This is a genomic window from Shewanella xiamenensis (assembly GCF_014647135.1).
Lineage (GTDB): Bacteria > Pseudomonadota > Gammaproteobacteria > Enterobacterales > Shewanellaceae > Shewanella > Shewanella xiamenensis.
On record NZ_BMOP01000004.1, the window covers coordinates 103,602 to 118,526 of the forward strand.

Annotated in this window: 17 protein-coding genes and 4 tRNA genes; 8 read left to right on the top strand and 13 right to left on the bottom strand. The window is 44.5% G+C overall.

Annotation, left to right across the window (positions count from 1 at the left end):
• The first annotated feature begins 62 nt into the window (after positions 1–62).
• Complete coding sequence (locus tag IEY09_RS05260) at positions 63–1,910, top strand: DUF885 domain-containing protein (RefSeq protein ID WP_188870158.1); 1,848 nt, start codon at positions 63–65, stop codon at positions 1,908–1,910.
• A 627-nt stretch (positions 1,911–2,537) separates the two neighbouring features.
• Here the strand turns inward: IEY09_RS05260 and IEY09_RS05265 are convergent.
• The 5 genes from IEY09_RS05265 to trmB all read right to left on the bottom strand — a co-directional run bounded on the left by IEY09_RS05265 (position 2,538) and on the right by trmB (position 6,888).
• Complete coding sequence (locus IEY09_RS05265) at positions 2,538–3,479, bottom strand: LysR family transcriptional regulator (RefSeq protein ID WP_011625622.1); 942 nt, start codon at positions 3,477–3,479, stop codon at positions 2,538–2,540.
• Positions 3,480–3,883: 404 nt separating this feature from the next.
• Positions 3,884–4,705, bottom strand: a complete 822-nt coding sequence (locus IEY09_RS05270) for a YggN family protein (RefSeq protein ID WP_188870160.1) — start codon at positions 4,703–4,705, stop codon at positions 3,884–3,886.
• A gap of 178 nt (positions 4,706–4,883) precedes the next feature.
• Entirely contained in the window at positions 4,884–5,798 is a 915-nt protein-coding gene (glsB, locus tag IEY09_RS05275) for a glutaminase B (RefSeq protein ID WP_047533762.1), read from the bottom strand.
• Entirely contained in the window at positions 5,798–6,124 is a 327-nt protein-coding gene (locus tag IEY09_RS05280) for a YggL family protein (RefSeq protein WP_037420808.1), read from the bottom strand. The genes glsB and IEY09_RS05280 overlap by 1 nt, the downstream gene beginning before the upstream one ends.
• Positions 6,125–6,171: 47 nt before the next feature.
• Positions 6,172–6,888, bottom strand: coding sequence for a tRNA (guanosine(46)-N7)-methyltransferase TrmB (gene trmB, locus IEY09_RS05285; RefSeq protein ID WP_188870162.1), 717 nt, complete (start codon positions 6,886–6,888; stop codon positions 6,172–6,174).
• Positions 6,889–7,067: 179 nt separating this feature from the next.
• Between trmB and mutY the strand changes: the two genes are divergently transcribed.
• Positions 7,068–8,180, top strand: a complete 1,113-nt coding sequence (gene mutY, locus IEY09_RS05290) for an A/G-specific adenine glycosylase (RefSeq protein WP_188870164.1) — start codon at positions 7,068–7,070, stop codon at positions 8,178–8,180.
• A 9-nt stretch (positions 8,181–8,189) separates the two neighbouring features.
• Positions 8,190–8,468, top strand: a complete 279-nt coding sequence (locus IEY09_RS05295) for an oxidative damage protection protein (protein WP_037420816.1) — start codon at positions 8,190–8,192, stop codon at positions 8,466–8,468.
• Positions 8,469–8,540: 72 nt separating this feature from the next.
• Here the strand turns inward: IEY09_RS05295 and IEY09_RS05300 are convergent, their stop codons facing one another.
• Together IEY09_RS05300 and IEY09_RS05305 are read right to left on the bottom strand one after the other, a co-directional pair.
• Complete coding sequence (locus IEY09_RS05300) at positions 8,541–9,116, bottom strand: YceI family protein (RefSeq protein ID WP_055647815.1); 576 nt, start codon at positions 9,114–9,116, stop codon at positions 8,541–8,543.
• A gap of 4 nt (positions 9,117–9,120) precedes the next feature.
• Positions 9,121–9,672 carry a cytochrome b gene (locus IEY09_RS05305; protein WP_047533772.1) on the bottom strand — a complete coding sequence of 184 codons (552 nt, stop codon included), beginning with the start codon at positions 9,670–9,672 and terminating at the stop codon, positions 9,121–9,123.
• Between the two features lie 387 nt (positions 9,673–10,059).
• On the opposite strand from IEY09_RS05305, the gene IEY09_RS05310 reads away from it, so the two are divergent.
• The 4 genes from IEY09_RS05310 (at position 10,060) to IEY09_RS05325 (ending at position 10,844) form a co-directional block, all read left to right on the top strand.
• A tRNA-Phe gene (locus tag IEY09_RS05310) sits at positions 10,060–10,135 on the top strand.
• Positions 10,136–10,151: 16 nt separating this feature from the next.
• Positions 10,152–10,227: transfer RNA gene (locus tag IEY09_RS05315), tRNA-Thr, on the top strand.
• 444 nt (positions 10,228–10,671) lie between these two features.
• Positions 10,672–10,747, top strand: a tRNA-Phe gene (locus tag IEY09_RS05320).
• A 21-nt stretch (positions 10,748–10,768) separates the two neighbouring features.
• Positions 10,769–10,844 (top strand) — tRNA-Thr (locus IEY09_RS05325).
• 57 nt (positions 10,845–10,901) lie between these two features.
• Here IEY09_RS05325 and IEY09_RS05330 read toward each other — a convergent pair.
• Complete coding sequence (locus IEY09_RS05330; RefSeq protein WP_037420841.1) at positions 10,902–11,087, bottom strand: hypothetical protein; 186 nt, start codon at positions 11,085–11,087, stop codon at positions 10,902–10,904.
• Positions 11,088–11,241: 154 nt separating this feature from the next.
• Here IEY09_RS05330 and IEY09_RS05335 point away from each other — a divergent pair, with 154 nt between their 5' ends.
• Positions 11,242–11,586 carry a DUF3634 family protein gene (locus IEY09_RS05335; protein ID WP_037420843.1) on the top strand — a complete coding sequence of 115 codons (345 nt, stop codon included), beginning with the start codon at positions 11,242–11,244 and terminating at the stop codon, positions 11,584–11,586.
• A 75-nt stretch (positions 11,587–11,661) separates the two neighbouring features.
• Here IEY09_RS05335 and IEY09_RS05340 read toward each other — a convergent pair whose 3' ends face one another.
• The 5 genes from IEY09_RS05340 to IEY09_RS05360 all read right to left on the bottom strand — a co-directional run bounded on the left by IEY09_RS05340 (position 11,662) and on the right by IEY09_RS05360 (position 14,924).
• Positions 11,662–11,874 carry a hypothetical protein gene (locus IEY09_RS05340; RefSeq protein WP_181159889.1) on the bottom strand — a complete coding sequence of 71 codons (213 nt, stop codon included), beginning with the start codon at positions 11,872–11,874 and terminating at the stop codon, positions 11,662–11,664.
• Between the two features lie 91 nt (positions 11,875–11,965).
• Complete coding sequence (locus IEY09_RS05345; protein WP_088586902.1) at positions 11,966–12,517, bottom strand: DUF3833 domain-containing protein; 552 nt, start codon at positions 12,515–12,517, stop codon at positions 11,966–11,968.
• Positions 12,505–13,053: a chalcone isomerase family protein gene (locus tag IEY09_RS05350; RefSeq protein WP_088586901.1), complete on the bottom strand. Its 549-nt coding sequence runs from the start codon at positions 13,051–13,053 to the stop codon at positions 12,505–12,507. The genes IEY09_RS05345 and IEY09_RS05350 overlap by 13 nt, the downstream gene beginning before the upstream one ends.
• 20 nt (positions 13,054–13,073) lie before the next feature.
• Complete coding sequence (locus IEY09_RS05355) at positions 13,074–13,646, bottom strand: DUF2878 domain-containing protein (protein ID WP_229777708.1); 573 nt, start codon at positions 13,644–13,646, stop codon at positions 13,074–13,076.
• A gap of 21 nt (positions 13,647–13,667) precedes the next feature.
• Positions 13,668–14,924: an SAM-dependent methyltransferase gene (locus IEY09_RS05360; protein WP_037420850.1), complete on the bottom strand. Its 1,257-nt coding sequence runs from the start codon at positions 14,922–14,924 to the stop codon at positions 13,668–13,670.
• Position 14,925: the final 1 nt, after the last annotated feature.

The window sequence follows — 14,925 nt, forward strand, 5'->3', positions numbered from 1 at the left end:
TATTCATACATTTTTCCCCTGCTTCTTTAGAATTGCCTGAACATTGTTAAGGAAGCCTGATCATGCCAATAAAAACGAACATCAGCTTAGTCGCATTTACCCTCTCCGCCCTGCTTGCACTGCCCTCCTATGCAGTGCCCAGCTTAAATGACTCACATAATGTAACCAGTAAAAGTATTGCCGCCCAAAGCGAGTCAGAAAAAGCCAACGCCTTGTTTGAAACCATCTTCATGGAAAACATCATGGCAAGCCCAATTGCGCAAACCTATATGGGCATTAAGCAGGACTATGATAAGTGGGACGACATTGGCGATGAGGCGGATGCCCGTGAATTGGCGCGCACTAAGAAACAACTGGCCGAATTGAATCAACTGGATGCGAGTAAGCTTGACCCACAAACTCGCCTAAGCCTGACGTTACTCACTCAAAACCTGAATAACGATATCAAAGACTATCAGTGGCGTTACCATAACTACCCAGTAAATCAGATGCATGGTGGCCACTCGATGATCGCCTCCTTCCTGATTAATCAACACCAGATCACCGATGTCAGCGATGCTAAGGCCTATATCAGCCGCTTAAATGGCGTGCCCAAACGCTTAAGCCAACTGCAACAGGCGCTAGAGATTCGTGCAGATAAAGGTATTATTGCGCCTAAATTTGTGTTCGGTTACGTGATTTCTGACAGCCAAAACATTATTAAAGGCGCCCCCTTCAATAAAGGCGAAGACAGTGCCCTGTTGGCAGATTTTCGCAAAAAAGTGAATACACTCAGCATCTCCGAAGCAGAAAAAGCCCAACTGATTGCCGATGCAGAAAAAGCACTAGTCTCGCAAGTTGAGCCTGCATACAAGACGCTTATCGCCTATATCAAAACATTAGAAGCCAAGGCCGATACCCGTGATGGAGTTTGGAAACTCCCCGACGGCGAGGCGTTTTATAACAATGCCCTTGCACGCACGACCACTACCCACATGACGGCGGATGAAATCCATCAGCTCGGTCTTGCCGAAGTGGAACGCATCCATAATGAAATGCGCGCCATTATGAAAAAGGTGAATTTTAACGGCACCTTGCAAGAATTCTTCACCTTTATGCGCGATGATCCACAGTTCTATTATCCAAATACCGCCGAAGGCAAGGCGGCATACTTGGCCGATGCGACTCAGCTTATTGATAATATGCGCTCACGCTTGGATGAAGTCTTTAAGGTCAAGCCAAAGGCAGCCATGATAGTCAAACAGGTTGAAGCCTTTAGGGAGAAATCTGCGGGTAAAGCCTTTTATGAACAACCGGCGCCCGATGGCTCTCGCCCTGGCAGCTACTACGCAAATCTCTACGATATGAAGGCCATGCCCAAATACCAAATGGAAGCACTGGCTTACCACGAAGGGATCCCTGGGCACCATATGCAAATCGCCATTTCGCAGGAGCTGAAGGATATTCCTAAGTTCCGTAAGTTCGGTGGCTATACCGCCTATATCGAAGGTTGGGGGCTCTACAGTGAGTATTTCCCGAAAGAAATGGGCTTATATGCCGATCCATACTCCGATTTTGGTCGACTGGCGATGGAGTTATGGCGAGCTTGCCGTTTAGTGGTCGATACCGGGATCCACGCCAAGCAATGGACCCGCGAACAAGGGATTGCTTATTACGTCGATAATACCCCTAACGCAAAATCCGATGCGAAGAAAATGGTGGAGCGTCATATCGTTATGCCATCGCAAGCCACAGCCTATAAAGTTGGGATGATTAAGTTACTCGAACTGAGACACAAGGCGGAAAAACAGCTGGGTGATAAGTTTGATATCCGGGATTTCCATACTTTAGTCTTGGCAAATGGCGCGCTGCCTTTGGATGTGCTGGAAGAGCAAGTCGATCAATGGATTGCCAGTGTTAACAAAACCTAAGCTTCAAACCTTGGGAGGCTCACGCTAGTCTCCCTTGAACACCGTTGCGAATGAAGTGATTAAATCGCAGCCAATAAAAAAGCCACTATCAAGTGGCTTTTTTATTGGATTTATCACCAGCTTGGTCATAAAACCCTATCTCACTGTGGATCACTATATTTGATGAATTAAGCTCAATACTTAACACTCGGTGTGACTTTAGGGTACAGAGAGACAAAACTCATTTCCCACGATTAAACCATCAGAAAAAAAATTACCTCAGCCTAATAAGCTGAGGTAAACCAAAAACTAGGATGATGGTTTAAAAGCCAACATTGTTTTAGTTCGCAAACTTCTGCTGGCGGTGATTCGAAACCGCAATATTGCAGACCTGTACACTCATATCGAAAGGGGTCATTTCCAATAAAAGCATAGGACTCAGGTCATTCCGAATCATCTGGCAATCATTGTATTCATTTAAGAACAGACTTCAATACAAGCTTCAAAAACTTGTTTTAGACAATGCTAAAAAACCAAACTAAAATGCAAGGCCAAAAAACATATAAACCACTGATTTTACTCAACTTAAAATATCGACAAACGCTTCCAAAACGCATTAGACGCATTTTAAGAACAATGTTTCCAAAATTACTGACGCTCACTGAAAAGTTCAGCATAAGGGATATCCCAATAAGGCGGATTACCAATATGGTCTTTAATAAACTCAATGAAAGCACTCACCTTAGGCGCTAAATGCTTACGACGTGGATACACCGCCTGTAGCGGTAAATGATGAGTCAATTGCCAATCTCTCAATAGTGGCACCAAGGTACCTTTAGCGATTTCATCTTCCATCAAGTAACTAGCAAGATATACAACCCCTAAGCCACTGATCGCAGCTGATTTTAAAGCAGGAGCGTTATCCACTCTAAAGTTACCAGAGACACCTATCTCACAGTAATCATCGCCCTTTTTAAACTGCCACATGCTGTGCTCATGCCACTCACCTTGATACACCAAGCAGTTATGGTCGACTAATTGCTCTGGACGCGAAGGTTCGCCATGCTTAGCAATATAATCGGGTGAGGCAACAAGCAAGAACTGACACTTCATCAGAGGGCGTGCCACCATACCAAGGGGAAGCTGCTCAGACATCGTTAACAGTAAGTCTAAACCTTCACTGACCACATCCACCTTATGATCAAGCAAACTGACTTGCAGTTCGAGCTCAGGGTGTTTTGCCATAAAGGATGGCAGTGCGGGAATGATATGCATAGCGCCAAAGGACTGAGAAATACCCACCTTTAACACGCCGCGGGTCGCATCGTTTAAATTATGCACGCTAGCAATCGCCTGCTCAGCATCGCGGAGTAACTCTTCACCTTGCAGATATAACAAATGCCCAGCTTCAGTCAAACTTAAGCTGCGAGTAGTACGCTGGATCAGTTGAACACCGAGTCTATGCTCGAGATCGGCTACCTGCGTACTAACCTTAGATTTAGAGATCCCAAGCCTTCTTGCGGCCGCACTGAAACTTCCGGCTCTGGCCACATGAGTAAAAATCGCAATAGGTTCTAACAGTTCTAACATGGAAAGTCGCCTTAAGCAGTTTCGACAGTGATTTAAACTTTCGGAATAACGCAGGAATGCAGCATTCCATAACGCCTTAATATCTCACAGCAAATGGGTTCGTTGTAGAGATTTAAACCGAAAAAGTCAGCTAAAGTAGAGTGTTTTATCTGACTGAGTTGCCAGCTTTTCATTATATTTTAAGAGTATACCAAACATTAGTCTGAAGAATGTAACATTCCACACTAAATAGCCGCAAGCATTGGGATTAATATCAAGGTGCTTGGTAACAATTCCCCAATAAAAAGCCCCAAACACAAAGGTGCTGAGGCATTGATCATTTATACTGCTTTATTCATTTTGCCAGCTAGGCAAACGTTCTAGCATAAAAACCTGTTTATTCCCTTAGATATCTTCTGCGATATCTACTCACGCAATTCGTGGTGAGTGTTTTGCGTCAACACGTAAGGTGCTAACTCAGGCACTTCTTTACGCAGTTGATTTTCAAGCACTAGCAGGTTTTCAAAACGGTCACATAAACGGTCGGCTTTCGCTTCAATCCCCTTGGATTGGGATTCAATTTGCTGCTCAATATCATCGCCTAATTTATCCATTTTTTGTGAAAATGCCTCCATCTTAGCATCGAAGGACTCACCATCGCCGGCAAGAATTTGGCCACCGATGTTCATCATCAGGGTACCAATGGAGTTTTGCACGATTTGCTCCATTTCCTGTTGAAACTCATCGTTAAAAGTGTTTTGCATCGACTCTTCGGTCGCGCCAAGGTAAAAACTATCGCCCTGCTTGTAGGCTACGGCATCGACACGCTTCTGCACGCCCGCCATCATCTCATCAAACTTAGCGCCAGCGGCATCGCCCATCAGTGGCGTTAACGCCATACTCACAGCTTGAGAGGCTAGTGCAACCGCTTCATTGACTAATTCAATCACCTCAGGTACCTGAGTTGACACCTCATCGGCATATTGGCTAACTAGCTTCTTCTGCTTATCAGTTAAAGTTACCTGCTTGCCTTCAACGTATAACTTGTCAACCTCGATACGATACTTCTCGGCGCCCTTCTCGCTCATCACTAATTTTTTAGGCTCGACTCTCACATCATAATTAAGGGAAACCTCACAGCGCTCATCAATTTGCGGCTCGGTTTTCGCTTGTGCTGATTGCAAGCCAGAAGCACCTAAAATAACGCCCGATAATGCCACTCCAGTTAATAGCGTATTTATTTTCATTGTGGTTCATCCTTTAATCTGAGTAATTCGACTAAGCTAACATGCTAAAAGACAAATAGCAGAAGATGTGCCAACTTTGTAACAATATGATTAGTATGGAGTTATATAAATTAGCACCGATAGATGATTAGTGATTTTCACCAATATTTAGCCTAAGGGTGCTAATAAAAGAGGTAAATCAGAAGATTGAACGTCCGAGACGCTGGCTGAGATGCTCAAGCATCGCCGTCCCCGCGAGGGAGTTACCTTGGTTATCTAATTCGGGTGACCAAACGCAGACCGAGAGCTCCCCAGGGATCACCGCAATAATGCCGCCACCGACACCACTTTTACCAGGCATTCCGACACGATAGGCAAACTCACCAGCGCCATCGTACAAGCCCGAGGTTGCTAACAGGGCATTTAACTGCCGAGTCTGCACTTGCGAAATAAGCTCAGTGCCATCTATGGTTTTACCGCGATTAGCTAAATACAGCATCGCCCGCGATAGATCGGCGCAGTTCATTTTTAAGGCGCAGTAATGAAAATAAGTGCGCAGCACTGTATCGACATCACCTTGAAAATTGCCGAAGGATTTCATCAGATAGGCGATGGCTGCATTGCGAGCACTGTGCTGATATTCAGAATCCGCCACTTGCTTATCGAAACAAACTTTATCGTTTTGACTCAGCGCCCTGACCAATTCCAACATCCGATGCTTAGGTGCCCCTAAACGGCTCTGTAATAAGTCAGCGATGACTAATGCGCCAGCATTAATAAAGGGATTGCGAGGTTTACCCCGCTCGAGTTCGACTTGGACTAATGAATTGAAGGAGTGTCCCGAGGGTTCTTTGCCGACGCGGCTCCAAATTTCTGTTTCTTCATATAAAGTTAGCGCTAAGGTTAAGCTGAAAACTTTAGAAATACTTTGAATTGAAAATGGCTCAAGGTAATCGCCTGCGCCTATGGTTTCACCGTCAATAGTGGTCACGGCTATGCCCAATTTGCCAGCATCAACATTGGCGAGCGCAGGGATATAATTAGCAACCTTTCCTTGGCCGAGCAAGGGTCGAACTTTGTCGACCACTTCCTCTAATAACGCCTGTTCTGGCATTAACTCCACCAGATATCGTACAGTTCGCTAACTTCGAGTTGAGTCACTTTTTGACCCGCCCAGAATGCCTTAACAGCAGCGATATCTTCCTCGGTGCACTTGCCGATAGTTTGGGTCGCAATAATACCTTCCCATTCGATATGACCACCGCCATGGAAGCCTAGCTTACGGGCTTCAATCACCTCATCAATAAACTTATCGACAGTTGCATCAATTTCAGCTTCAGAGACAGATGCATCGAACGTCCAAGTGATGTCAAAACCTAACTCTTGGAATTCATCGACGCGCATTTTCTTACGTAAACGACGGCTACGATTCGTTGCCATAGTGATTTTCCCCGTTGTGTTAAAAAACCAATAAAAAGATAACGATATTAAGCGATACGCTCGAACATCAGATCCCATACGCCATGGCCAAGGCGATGACCGCGGGCTTCAAATTTCGTGAGTGGACGATGATCCGGACGCGGTACAACAGTACCATCGGTAGATTGATTCTTGTAACCGCTCGCCACATTCATCACTTCCAGCATATGTTCGCTGTAGTTTTCCCAGTCGGTTGCCATGTGGAATACACCGCCGATCTTCAGCTTACGGCGGATCAATTCGGCAAATTCAGCTTGTACGATACGGCGTTTGTGGTGGCGCTTTTTATGCCAAGGATCGGGGAAGAACAACTGCACACGCGTCAGGCTGCCATCGGCAATCGCATGTTCTAATACTTCCATCGCATCATGGTGATACACACGAAGATTGGTCACGCCCGCGGCAGCGGCATCACTTAAGCATGAGCCAACACCAGGCTTATGGACTTCAATACCGATAAAGTTCAGCTCTGGTGCTTCTTGCGCCATTTGCACTAAAGATGCGCCCATACCGAAACCAATCTCCAGTACAGTGTCAGCTTCGCGGCCAAAAACTTCGGCTAAATCCAATGGTGTTGGGCTGTAATCTAAGCCCATTGTTGGCCACTGAGTCTCAATGGCTTGCGCTTGACCTTTAGTCAAACGCCCTTCTCTTAGGACAAAGCTTCTGATCTTACGCAGATACTTGCCTTCTTCATTAAATTCAGCGGTAGTGACTTCGCTCATTTTTGCCTCGTCTCGTAGACAACACCCTCTAAAAAGAAGGGCATTATCCAAAGTTCAACTTACAGTGCAAGCACTAATGGAGGCGAAGTATAACAAGATTCTTCGCCGGAGCGAATCTAGCACTGTTTTTCCTGTGAGAGTGACTTGTTTGCCGCCCTATCTCCCGCTACACTGCGCCGATGAAATCTACAGCCTCCTTTGCAACACGTATCGTTAATTGGTACGACACCCATGGTCGTAAAACCCTCCCTTGGCAGCAAGATAAAACCCCATATAGTGTATGGGTTTCAGAGATTATGCTGCAACAAACTCAGGTGGCGACTGTTATTCCCTATTACCAGCGTTTTATGACGCGTTTCCCCGATGTATTAGCCCTCGCTAACGCGCCGGATGATGAAGTATTGCACCATTGGACTGGCCTTGGTTATTACGCTAGGGCTCGCAATCTGCATAAAGCCGCTAAGATGATCCGCGATGAATATCAAGGACAATTCCCGACGGATTTTGAGAAAGTGCTAGCACTGCCAGGTATTGGCCGCTCGACAGCAGGTGCTGTGCTATCCCTATCACTTGGGCAGCAGCATCCGATCCTCGATGGCAATGTTAAGCGCGTCCTAGCAAGACATGGCGCGATTGCGGGCTGGCCTGGACAAAAACCAGTGGAGGAGCAACTCTGGCAATTAACTGAACAGTTAACGCCAGAGCAGGATATTCAAAAATATAACCAAGCCATGATGGATATTGGTGCCAGTATTTGTACTCGCAGCAAACCAAATTGCGCCGCTTGCCCTGTTGCTGTCGATTGCAAGGCCCAACTTATGGGTAGGCAAACCGATTTCCCGGGTAAAAAACCGAAGAAAACTATCCCAGAGAAATCTGCTTGGATGTTGGTTTTGCTCAAAGATAGTCAAGTCTTCTTGGCTAAGCGCCCTCCTGCAGGCATTTGGGGCGGACTCTGGTGCTTCCCCGAGTTTAATACTCAAGCCGCACTCAATGCAGAGCTTGAGGCCCAAGGTTATAAAGCCGCTCAACTCGAACCATTAATTGGTTTTAGGCATACCTTTAGCCACTTTCATTTAGATATTCAGCCCATGCTACTGAATTTAGATAGTCACGCGAATGGCTACGACAAGCAAACCGCGGGTAAACAGATCGTGGGCGCAGTCATGGAACAAAATCAGTCTCTCTGGTATAACATAAATCAACCTTCCAAAGTGGGGCTCGCCGCCGCAACCGAGCGTGTGCTAGCCAATTTGGAGTCACTCATAACCGCTACAGTCAGTAAGCAGTAAGGAATAATCATGGCGCGTACAGTCAATTGCGTATATTTAAATAAAGAAGCCGACGGCCTAGACTTTCAACTGTATCCAGGTGATTTAGGTAAACGCATTTTTGATAACATCAGTAAAGAAGCTTGGGGCCTATGGCAGAAAAAACAGACCATGCTGATTAACGAAAAGAAACTCAACATGATGAATGTTGATGATCGTAAGTTTTTAGAAGAGCAAATGACATCCTTCCTGTTCGAAGGTAAAGACGTTGAAATTGAAGGCTTTGTGCCTGAAAAAGATCAAGAATAAGCCTAAGCGCCTATCCATAAATAGCAAAAAAGCGCCTAAGGGCGCTTTTTTGTTACAGGAGAAATGGCGTGCTTACTTACGCACACCTTCTACCACTAAATCTAATTCAACATTGGCAGATGCCGGACCTAAGTCCATCTTGATGCCATAATCTTTCATCGCAAACGTGGTAGTACCGGTAAAGCCGGCACGATATCCGCCCCAAGGATCTTGACCTTCACCCACAGCATGCGCTTGAATAGCCAACGGTTTAGTCACACCGTTTAGCGTGAAGTTACCCTTGATAACCATATCGCCATTACCTTTATCTTCAACCGAAGTCGAAACGAAAGTCGCTTCGGCAAATTTAGCAGCATTTAAAAAGTCAGCGCTACGGATGTGTTTATCACGCTCAGCATGGTTTGAATCCACACTTAAGGTGTTCACTTTTACATTCACTTTGGCTGCAGCTGGATTTTTAGCGTCGTAGCTGAAATCACCGCTGAAATCATTAAAACGGCCAACGACATAGCTATAACCTAAGTGACTCACTTTAAAGGTAATAGAGGCATGGGCACCTTCACGATCAATCACATAATCGGCAGCAGATGCAGCCATAGGTGCCAGTAAAGACCCGCCAATCAAAGCCGCTAATAGTTGTTTTTTCATTATATTATCCTCGGTTAAATTTAATCATCTTGAGTAATGTTGAATCTTTATCGATAAAATGGTGCTTTAGAGCACCTAAGGCATGCAGTACAACCAAAGCAATCAAGCTATAGGCGGCATATTGATGAATATCCCCCGCTATATCAGCCTGATTTTCAATCAGCGGCGTCAGACCAGGTAACTCAAACCAGTCAAACACCATAATTCCTCGCCCCTCTGCCGTTGAAATCAAAATGCCTGCGGCCATAATCAGCAGTAATAAGAGGTAAATCGCGCCATGGGCAATCTGGGCAGTAACCTTTTCCCATGGCTGATGATTTTGCTCTGGTGCAGGCTTTGGATTAATCAAACGCCAAACTAAACGAAATAACGTTACCGCCAGCAGCAAAATCCCGACGCTTTTATGCCAATGTGGCGCCGTTTTGTACCATGGGCTGTAGTAGGTCAACTCAACCATCCAAACCCCCATGGCAAATAATCCAATCACGGCTACAGCGCTCAACCAATGGCTTGCAATAGCAATAAGTCCATAACTTAACTTAGTATTTCTAAACATACTGCCACTCCGAACCTTTATACTTCTGCCACATAATTAAATAATAGTCATTATCATAGAACGAAAATTAAAAACTAAAATCAGTAAAAATAGCTCATATCTTTCTAAAATTTAGAATGTTTGCCATTTTAACGTTTTGAAGCTGATAGCAAGGTTAGTAAAGGCAATATATTCGAGTGGAAATACAACTTAGTGATATTAAACTGAACCGATTTTGATAGGTTTATAGATAAAAAACAGCCAAAGTGCACATTAAACAGTCGAACACATCATTTATCAGGAAAAAGCACTTGCAGCGGCTAAATACCCTCGCTAATATAGCCGCACTTCGAACGAGACAGCATTGAGTTGTCAGTTTTAAGTAGTCAACTAACGCTTAGTTTAGTTGCCCGAATAGCTCAGTCGGTAGAGCAGAGGATTGAAAATCCTCGTGTCCCTGGTTCGATTCCGGGTTCGGGCACCATTATTCAGCAGTATAAGCCGGCATAGCTCAGTTGGTAGAGCAACTGACTTGTAATCAGTAGGTCCCGAGTTCGACTCTTGGTGCCGGCACCATAAAAAACAAAAAAGCCACTCATTGAGTGGCTTTTTTGTATCTGGGATTTCAATCAAATCATATAACTCCACTCTAAGTCACAGCCAACCTACTCTCGATAATTGCAGCGGTTTCCAAGCTCGACTTTTGCTCCTGAAACCTTCAAACAAATATTGATTTACGGCTTTACACTTAACTTTGCCAATTTTCAAAGTTCGGAGGCAGAGACTAAGGTGTTATTCGCGCCTCCCACTATTTAATTGTATTAAGCCATTGATAGTTAGGCTAAGTAAGCTTTGCACATTCAAGTAAAGCAATAAATATTGCGCATTTTGTTTAATACTTGGCCAGTCGAATTAAAAGGGCTTGCACACTGAAAGCGTGCACTATATGATACGCGCACTTCGAACGAATGGGGTGTTAAACTCACGATTTGAAGTAGACAACTAACGCTTAGTTTAGTTGCCCGAATAGCTCAGTCGGTAGAGCAGAGGATTGAAAATCCTCGTGTCCCTGGTTCGATTCCGGGTTCGGGCACCATTATTCAGCAGTAAAAGTTAAGCCGGCATAGCTCAGTTGGTAGAGCAACTGACTTGTAATCAGTAGGTCCCGAGTTCGACTCTTGGTGCCGGCACCATAAAAAACAAAAAAGCCACTCTTTGAGTGGCTTTTTTGTATCTGTGATTTTAGCAATTTACTTTATCAGCTCATGCACTATCGGCCTATCCCCCGTTTGGACTTGATGCTGCAAGTGTCGCCAACCATGAGTTAACTCGCTTAGCGGCTCTTTTCGCTCAGGAAAGTGCGAAGATAATTTGTCGATCACTTCAATTTGCATTTTACACAATAACGACCAACGGTCTGCATTTGATAGGTACATAGCGTTTTCCTTAACGAAGGGGATGATATTTCCTTAATTGATTAACACTAGGTCATAAACCTAACGTTGCCAAATTAAAATTGCGTGTTAGCGCACTGTTAAACATTGCTACTCCAGAGTATCTTTATTCTATAAACATAAGATAGGAGACATCATGACAGCTACGATTTTTAAACTTATTTTTATCGCAATTGGTTTGTTTCTGGTTTATAAGCTGATATTTGGTGGTAAGAAGGGATCGACTATTTTCGAAATGCACTTTAAAGACGGCCGTATGACTCACCACAAAGGCAAAATCCCCGAGCGTTTCGAGAAGGAATGTCGACATCTTGCTAAAGCAGATAAACTCACTTGTACTATCAGAGCCGAGAAAAATACCGACGTCCGACTACATATATCTGCCAATGTAAATGACAATCTACAACAAAGGATCCGTAATCAATTTCCCTTTGAGTATTACGATAAGAAGACAGTGGATAATAGTCGTCAAGCGGGTTAATTTTCCGAATCATCAGCCCTTATGTCAAAGTAAGGGCTGCACAATCCACTCAAACTCTATTGAGATTGATCAATCTTAGAATTTAATCGGATCCTTTGGCTCTAGCTTTCCATCTTCGCGCGCATCACGAACACGGCGCTCATTATCTTGCACCATAGGATCGCTACTCGATTGATGAGGATCTGCTTGTTCCTCTGAAGTGTCTTCGAAACGAAAATCAATGTTAGAACAAGCTGTTAATGAAATACTTGCTAACACAGCCAGTAACATCCAATACTTTTTCATTATATGATTCACGATAGATTGCTTTGAGCCAGTCTAGAGCAGTCAGAGAGCGATTATTAGCCAAGCCATACCGTTAACCATGGCAGCAAGCCGCTTAATCTAGCTTTTGGATCACTAAAGTCACCTTAGCAACGGTAACCCCCCACTTAATAATGTCGCTTTTATTGATGATGGTATTGTCATTAACTAAAAACATCCAATCATCAAAATGCACTTGGTATTCATCACCATCAACAGGCAATAACATATCGTAGCGCCAGCGCAGCGCGCTTCCCCTCGCCTCACCTACTGCAGTACCAATAATATCGCCTGCCGTGCCGGTATATTGTCCATCACCTAGGGAGGTTATACGCCAGATACGGGTTTGGGTTTCACCGTCATCATAGACAAACCATTCATCGATAACACCTTCGTTCCCTTGCCAACTCGCCTCCATAGTGACATTGAATTTACGGATCACTTTGCCACTAAAATCCTCAACGATGCCCGATGCCTTAAGCGGGCCATTAAAGAATTTTTCCAATACTAATGGTGGATTTGTACCTTGATAATCAGCTACTTCAACCGAGGAACAACTAGATAACAGGCTGAGCATCAATAAACTTAAGATGACATTTTTAGTCCAATTTAACTTTAACAATTGCATGATTTTTCTCCTAGTAATTGCGCTCGTAAACTTGGACGACTGGTTTTAGTCGATAACCAAATCGCTAAAAAAGCCTGTGCAAATTGTGGTTCTTGGATAAGCCCGAGGGGTTGTTGATTAAAATAAAATTGACTCTGGTTTGCATCGATAATCTTAAAACTTAAATGATCACCTGGCGTGACATCAGGCCAAATACCCTTTAGTAAATTAAGCCAGCGACCAATATCACTATCGGCATAACCTAGATGTCGCCATTGGTCGGCTGTGGCTTCCAGTAAATCTGCAGCATCAATATCACGATAATATTCAATATCTAACAGTTGCGGATACTCCCCCTGCTGATACTGACCGGTTGGCGTCATCAGACGAGCTTTATATAAGTTGAACCACAGCCAATCCATTTCGCCGCGCCCAACCTCAACAAGATCCTGGGTCACCGAGTTATCGACCGTAGCGGTTGAATTTGCATATCCAGGAAAAAGGAGTAACAACCCAAAGATGGCGCTAAGATAGGTTTTAGTCGATAGCATAGACATCCGATTCCTCCACTTGAAAATTAACGATCGCACAAGCGACGATGTTCAAGCCCATAACGCCTAACTGGCCTATAACTACGGGATATTTTGATAAACAGCGGCAATAAGATAGCCCAAACAACAGCAAGGATAATCATGGAAATACTTTCGCCAAAAGGAAGCGTCACCGCATTAAATTGCGCGCCCGCAATGTAGCTAAGACTGCCAAAAACACCACCCAATATAACCTGCAAAATAATAGGTAAAGCACGCATAAAAATGAGGCTATGGTGCAGGCTCAAGGCAAAATGCAGCCATAGACAAGCTAGCCACCAAGGTAAAACGGTAAACTCAAATACCCCGAACAAAGTGAGCAAGGTATCAATCACGATACCCAGCAATCCCACCTTAATCATGGTACTGAAGTCCCGAAGCACAGCTTGTCGGTTTTCAACCAAAGTCAACAGTAAAAAATGAATCAATAACAATGAGATATTGAGTAACAACACTCGATTGCCCCATAAGATGCTACTCCACCAAACACACTGAAAGCTCAAGGCGTTGTAGATAATAACCCCTTGAAGCTTAGACATATTTTGAATGTATCTGACCATAGGGAGCATCTCTGCGCGACGTTAACTACGGTTAATCGTATTAGGTAAACGATACCCGGGACGTACAGCCACTAAATGCACAGTGCTTGTGGTGCGCTCTAAAAATCCGCCTTCGCAGTAACTGAGGTAAAACTTCCACATGCGAATAAAATCTTCTCCATAACCAAGGGCTTGGATTTGGGCAACGGAACGATCAAAGTTGTCGTGCCAATCCTTTAAGGTTTTGGCGTAATCTAAGCCCATGTCATCAATCGACCAGACCTGCATATCGGTGCGCTTCGCCAAATGGCCAACCATTTGGTGAACCGAAGGCAAACAGCCACCAGGGAAAATATATCGCTGAATAAAATCAACGCTTTTACGATAACTATCGTAACGCTGATCTGAAATAGTGATTGCCTGTAATAACATCCGCCCTTCGGGTTTGAGCAATGATTCCAGCTTTTTAAAGAATCCAGGCAAATATTCATGACCTACGGCTTCAATCATCTCGATAGACACCAATCTATCGTATTGACCGCTAAGATTTCGATAATCCTCGGTCAGCAAAGTCACACTATCGCTTAGCCCTTCACGTTCGACCCGCGCTTTAGCATAGGCATATTGGGCATCGGAGATGGTAGTGGTCGTAACGTGCACGCCATAATGTTTAGCTGCGTAAATCGCCAAAGCGCCCCAACCAGTACCGATTTCTAATAGGGTTTGCCCCGGCTTTAAATCGAGCCGTTCACAAATGGTTTTGAGCTTATGTAGCTGCGCATCAGCAAGGCTTGCCTCGCTATGGGGATACAAGGCACTGGAGTACAGCATTTCACGGTCTAAAAACTGCTCATACAACGCATTGCCCAAATCGTAATGGGCAAGAATATTACGCTTAGAGCCCTGTTGAGAATTACGGTTAAGCAAGTGCTTAAAGCGATTAATCGAGCCAGTAAGCCAACTAAATTTAGCTTCAATCTGGTCAAGTAACGGCAAATTTCGAGCAAAAAGTTGCACGACTTTGGTTAAGTCAGGGCTGGTCCAATGGCCTTGAATATACCCCTCACCTGCACCGATGGAGCCTGAAAACATCACTTGACGATAAAAGCTCGGATGCTTCACGACTAGCGTTGCATGTAGCTCACTGTGGTGCTCACCAAAACGATAGCTTTTATCCCCCTCGACTAAGGTTAAACATCCGTTAGGGAGATTTTCTAAGGCCTTGAGCAGTAGCTTACGGGCAAGACTGTCAGGCAATTTTGCCGTAACAACTGAAGATTGCGATGCAGTGTTTTCCATA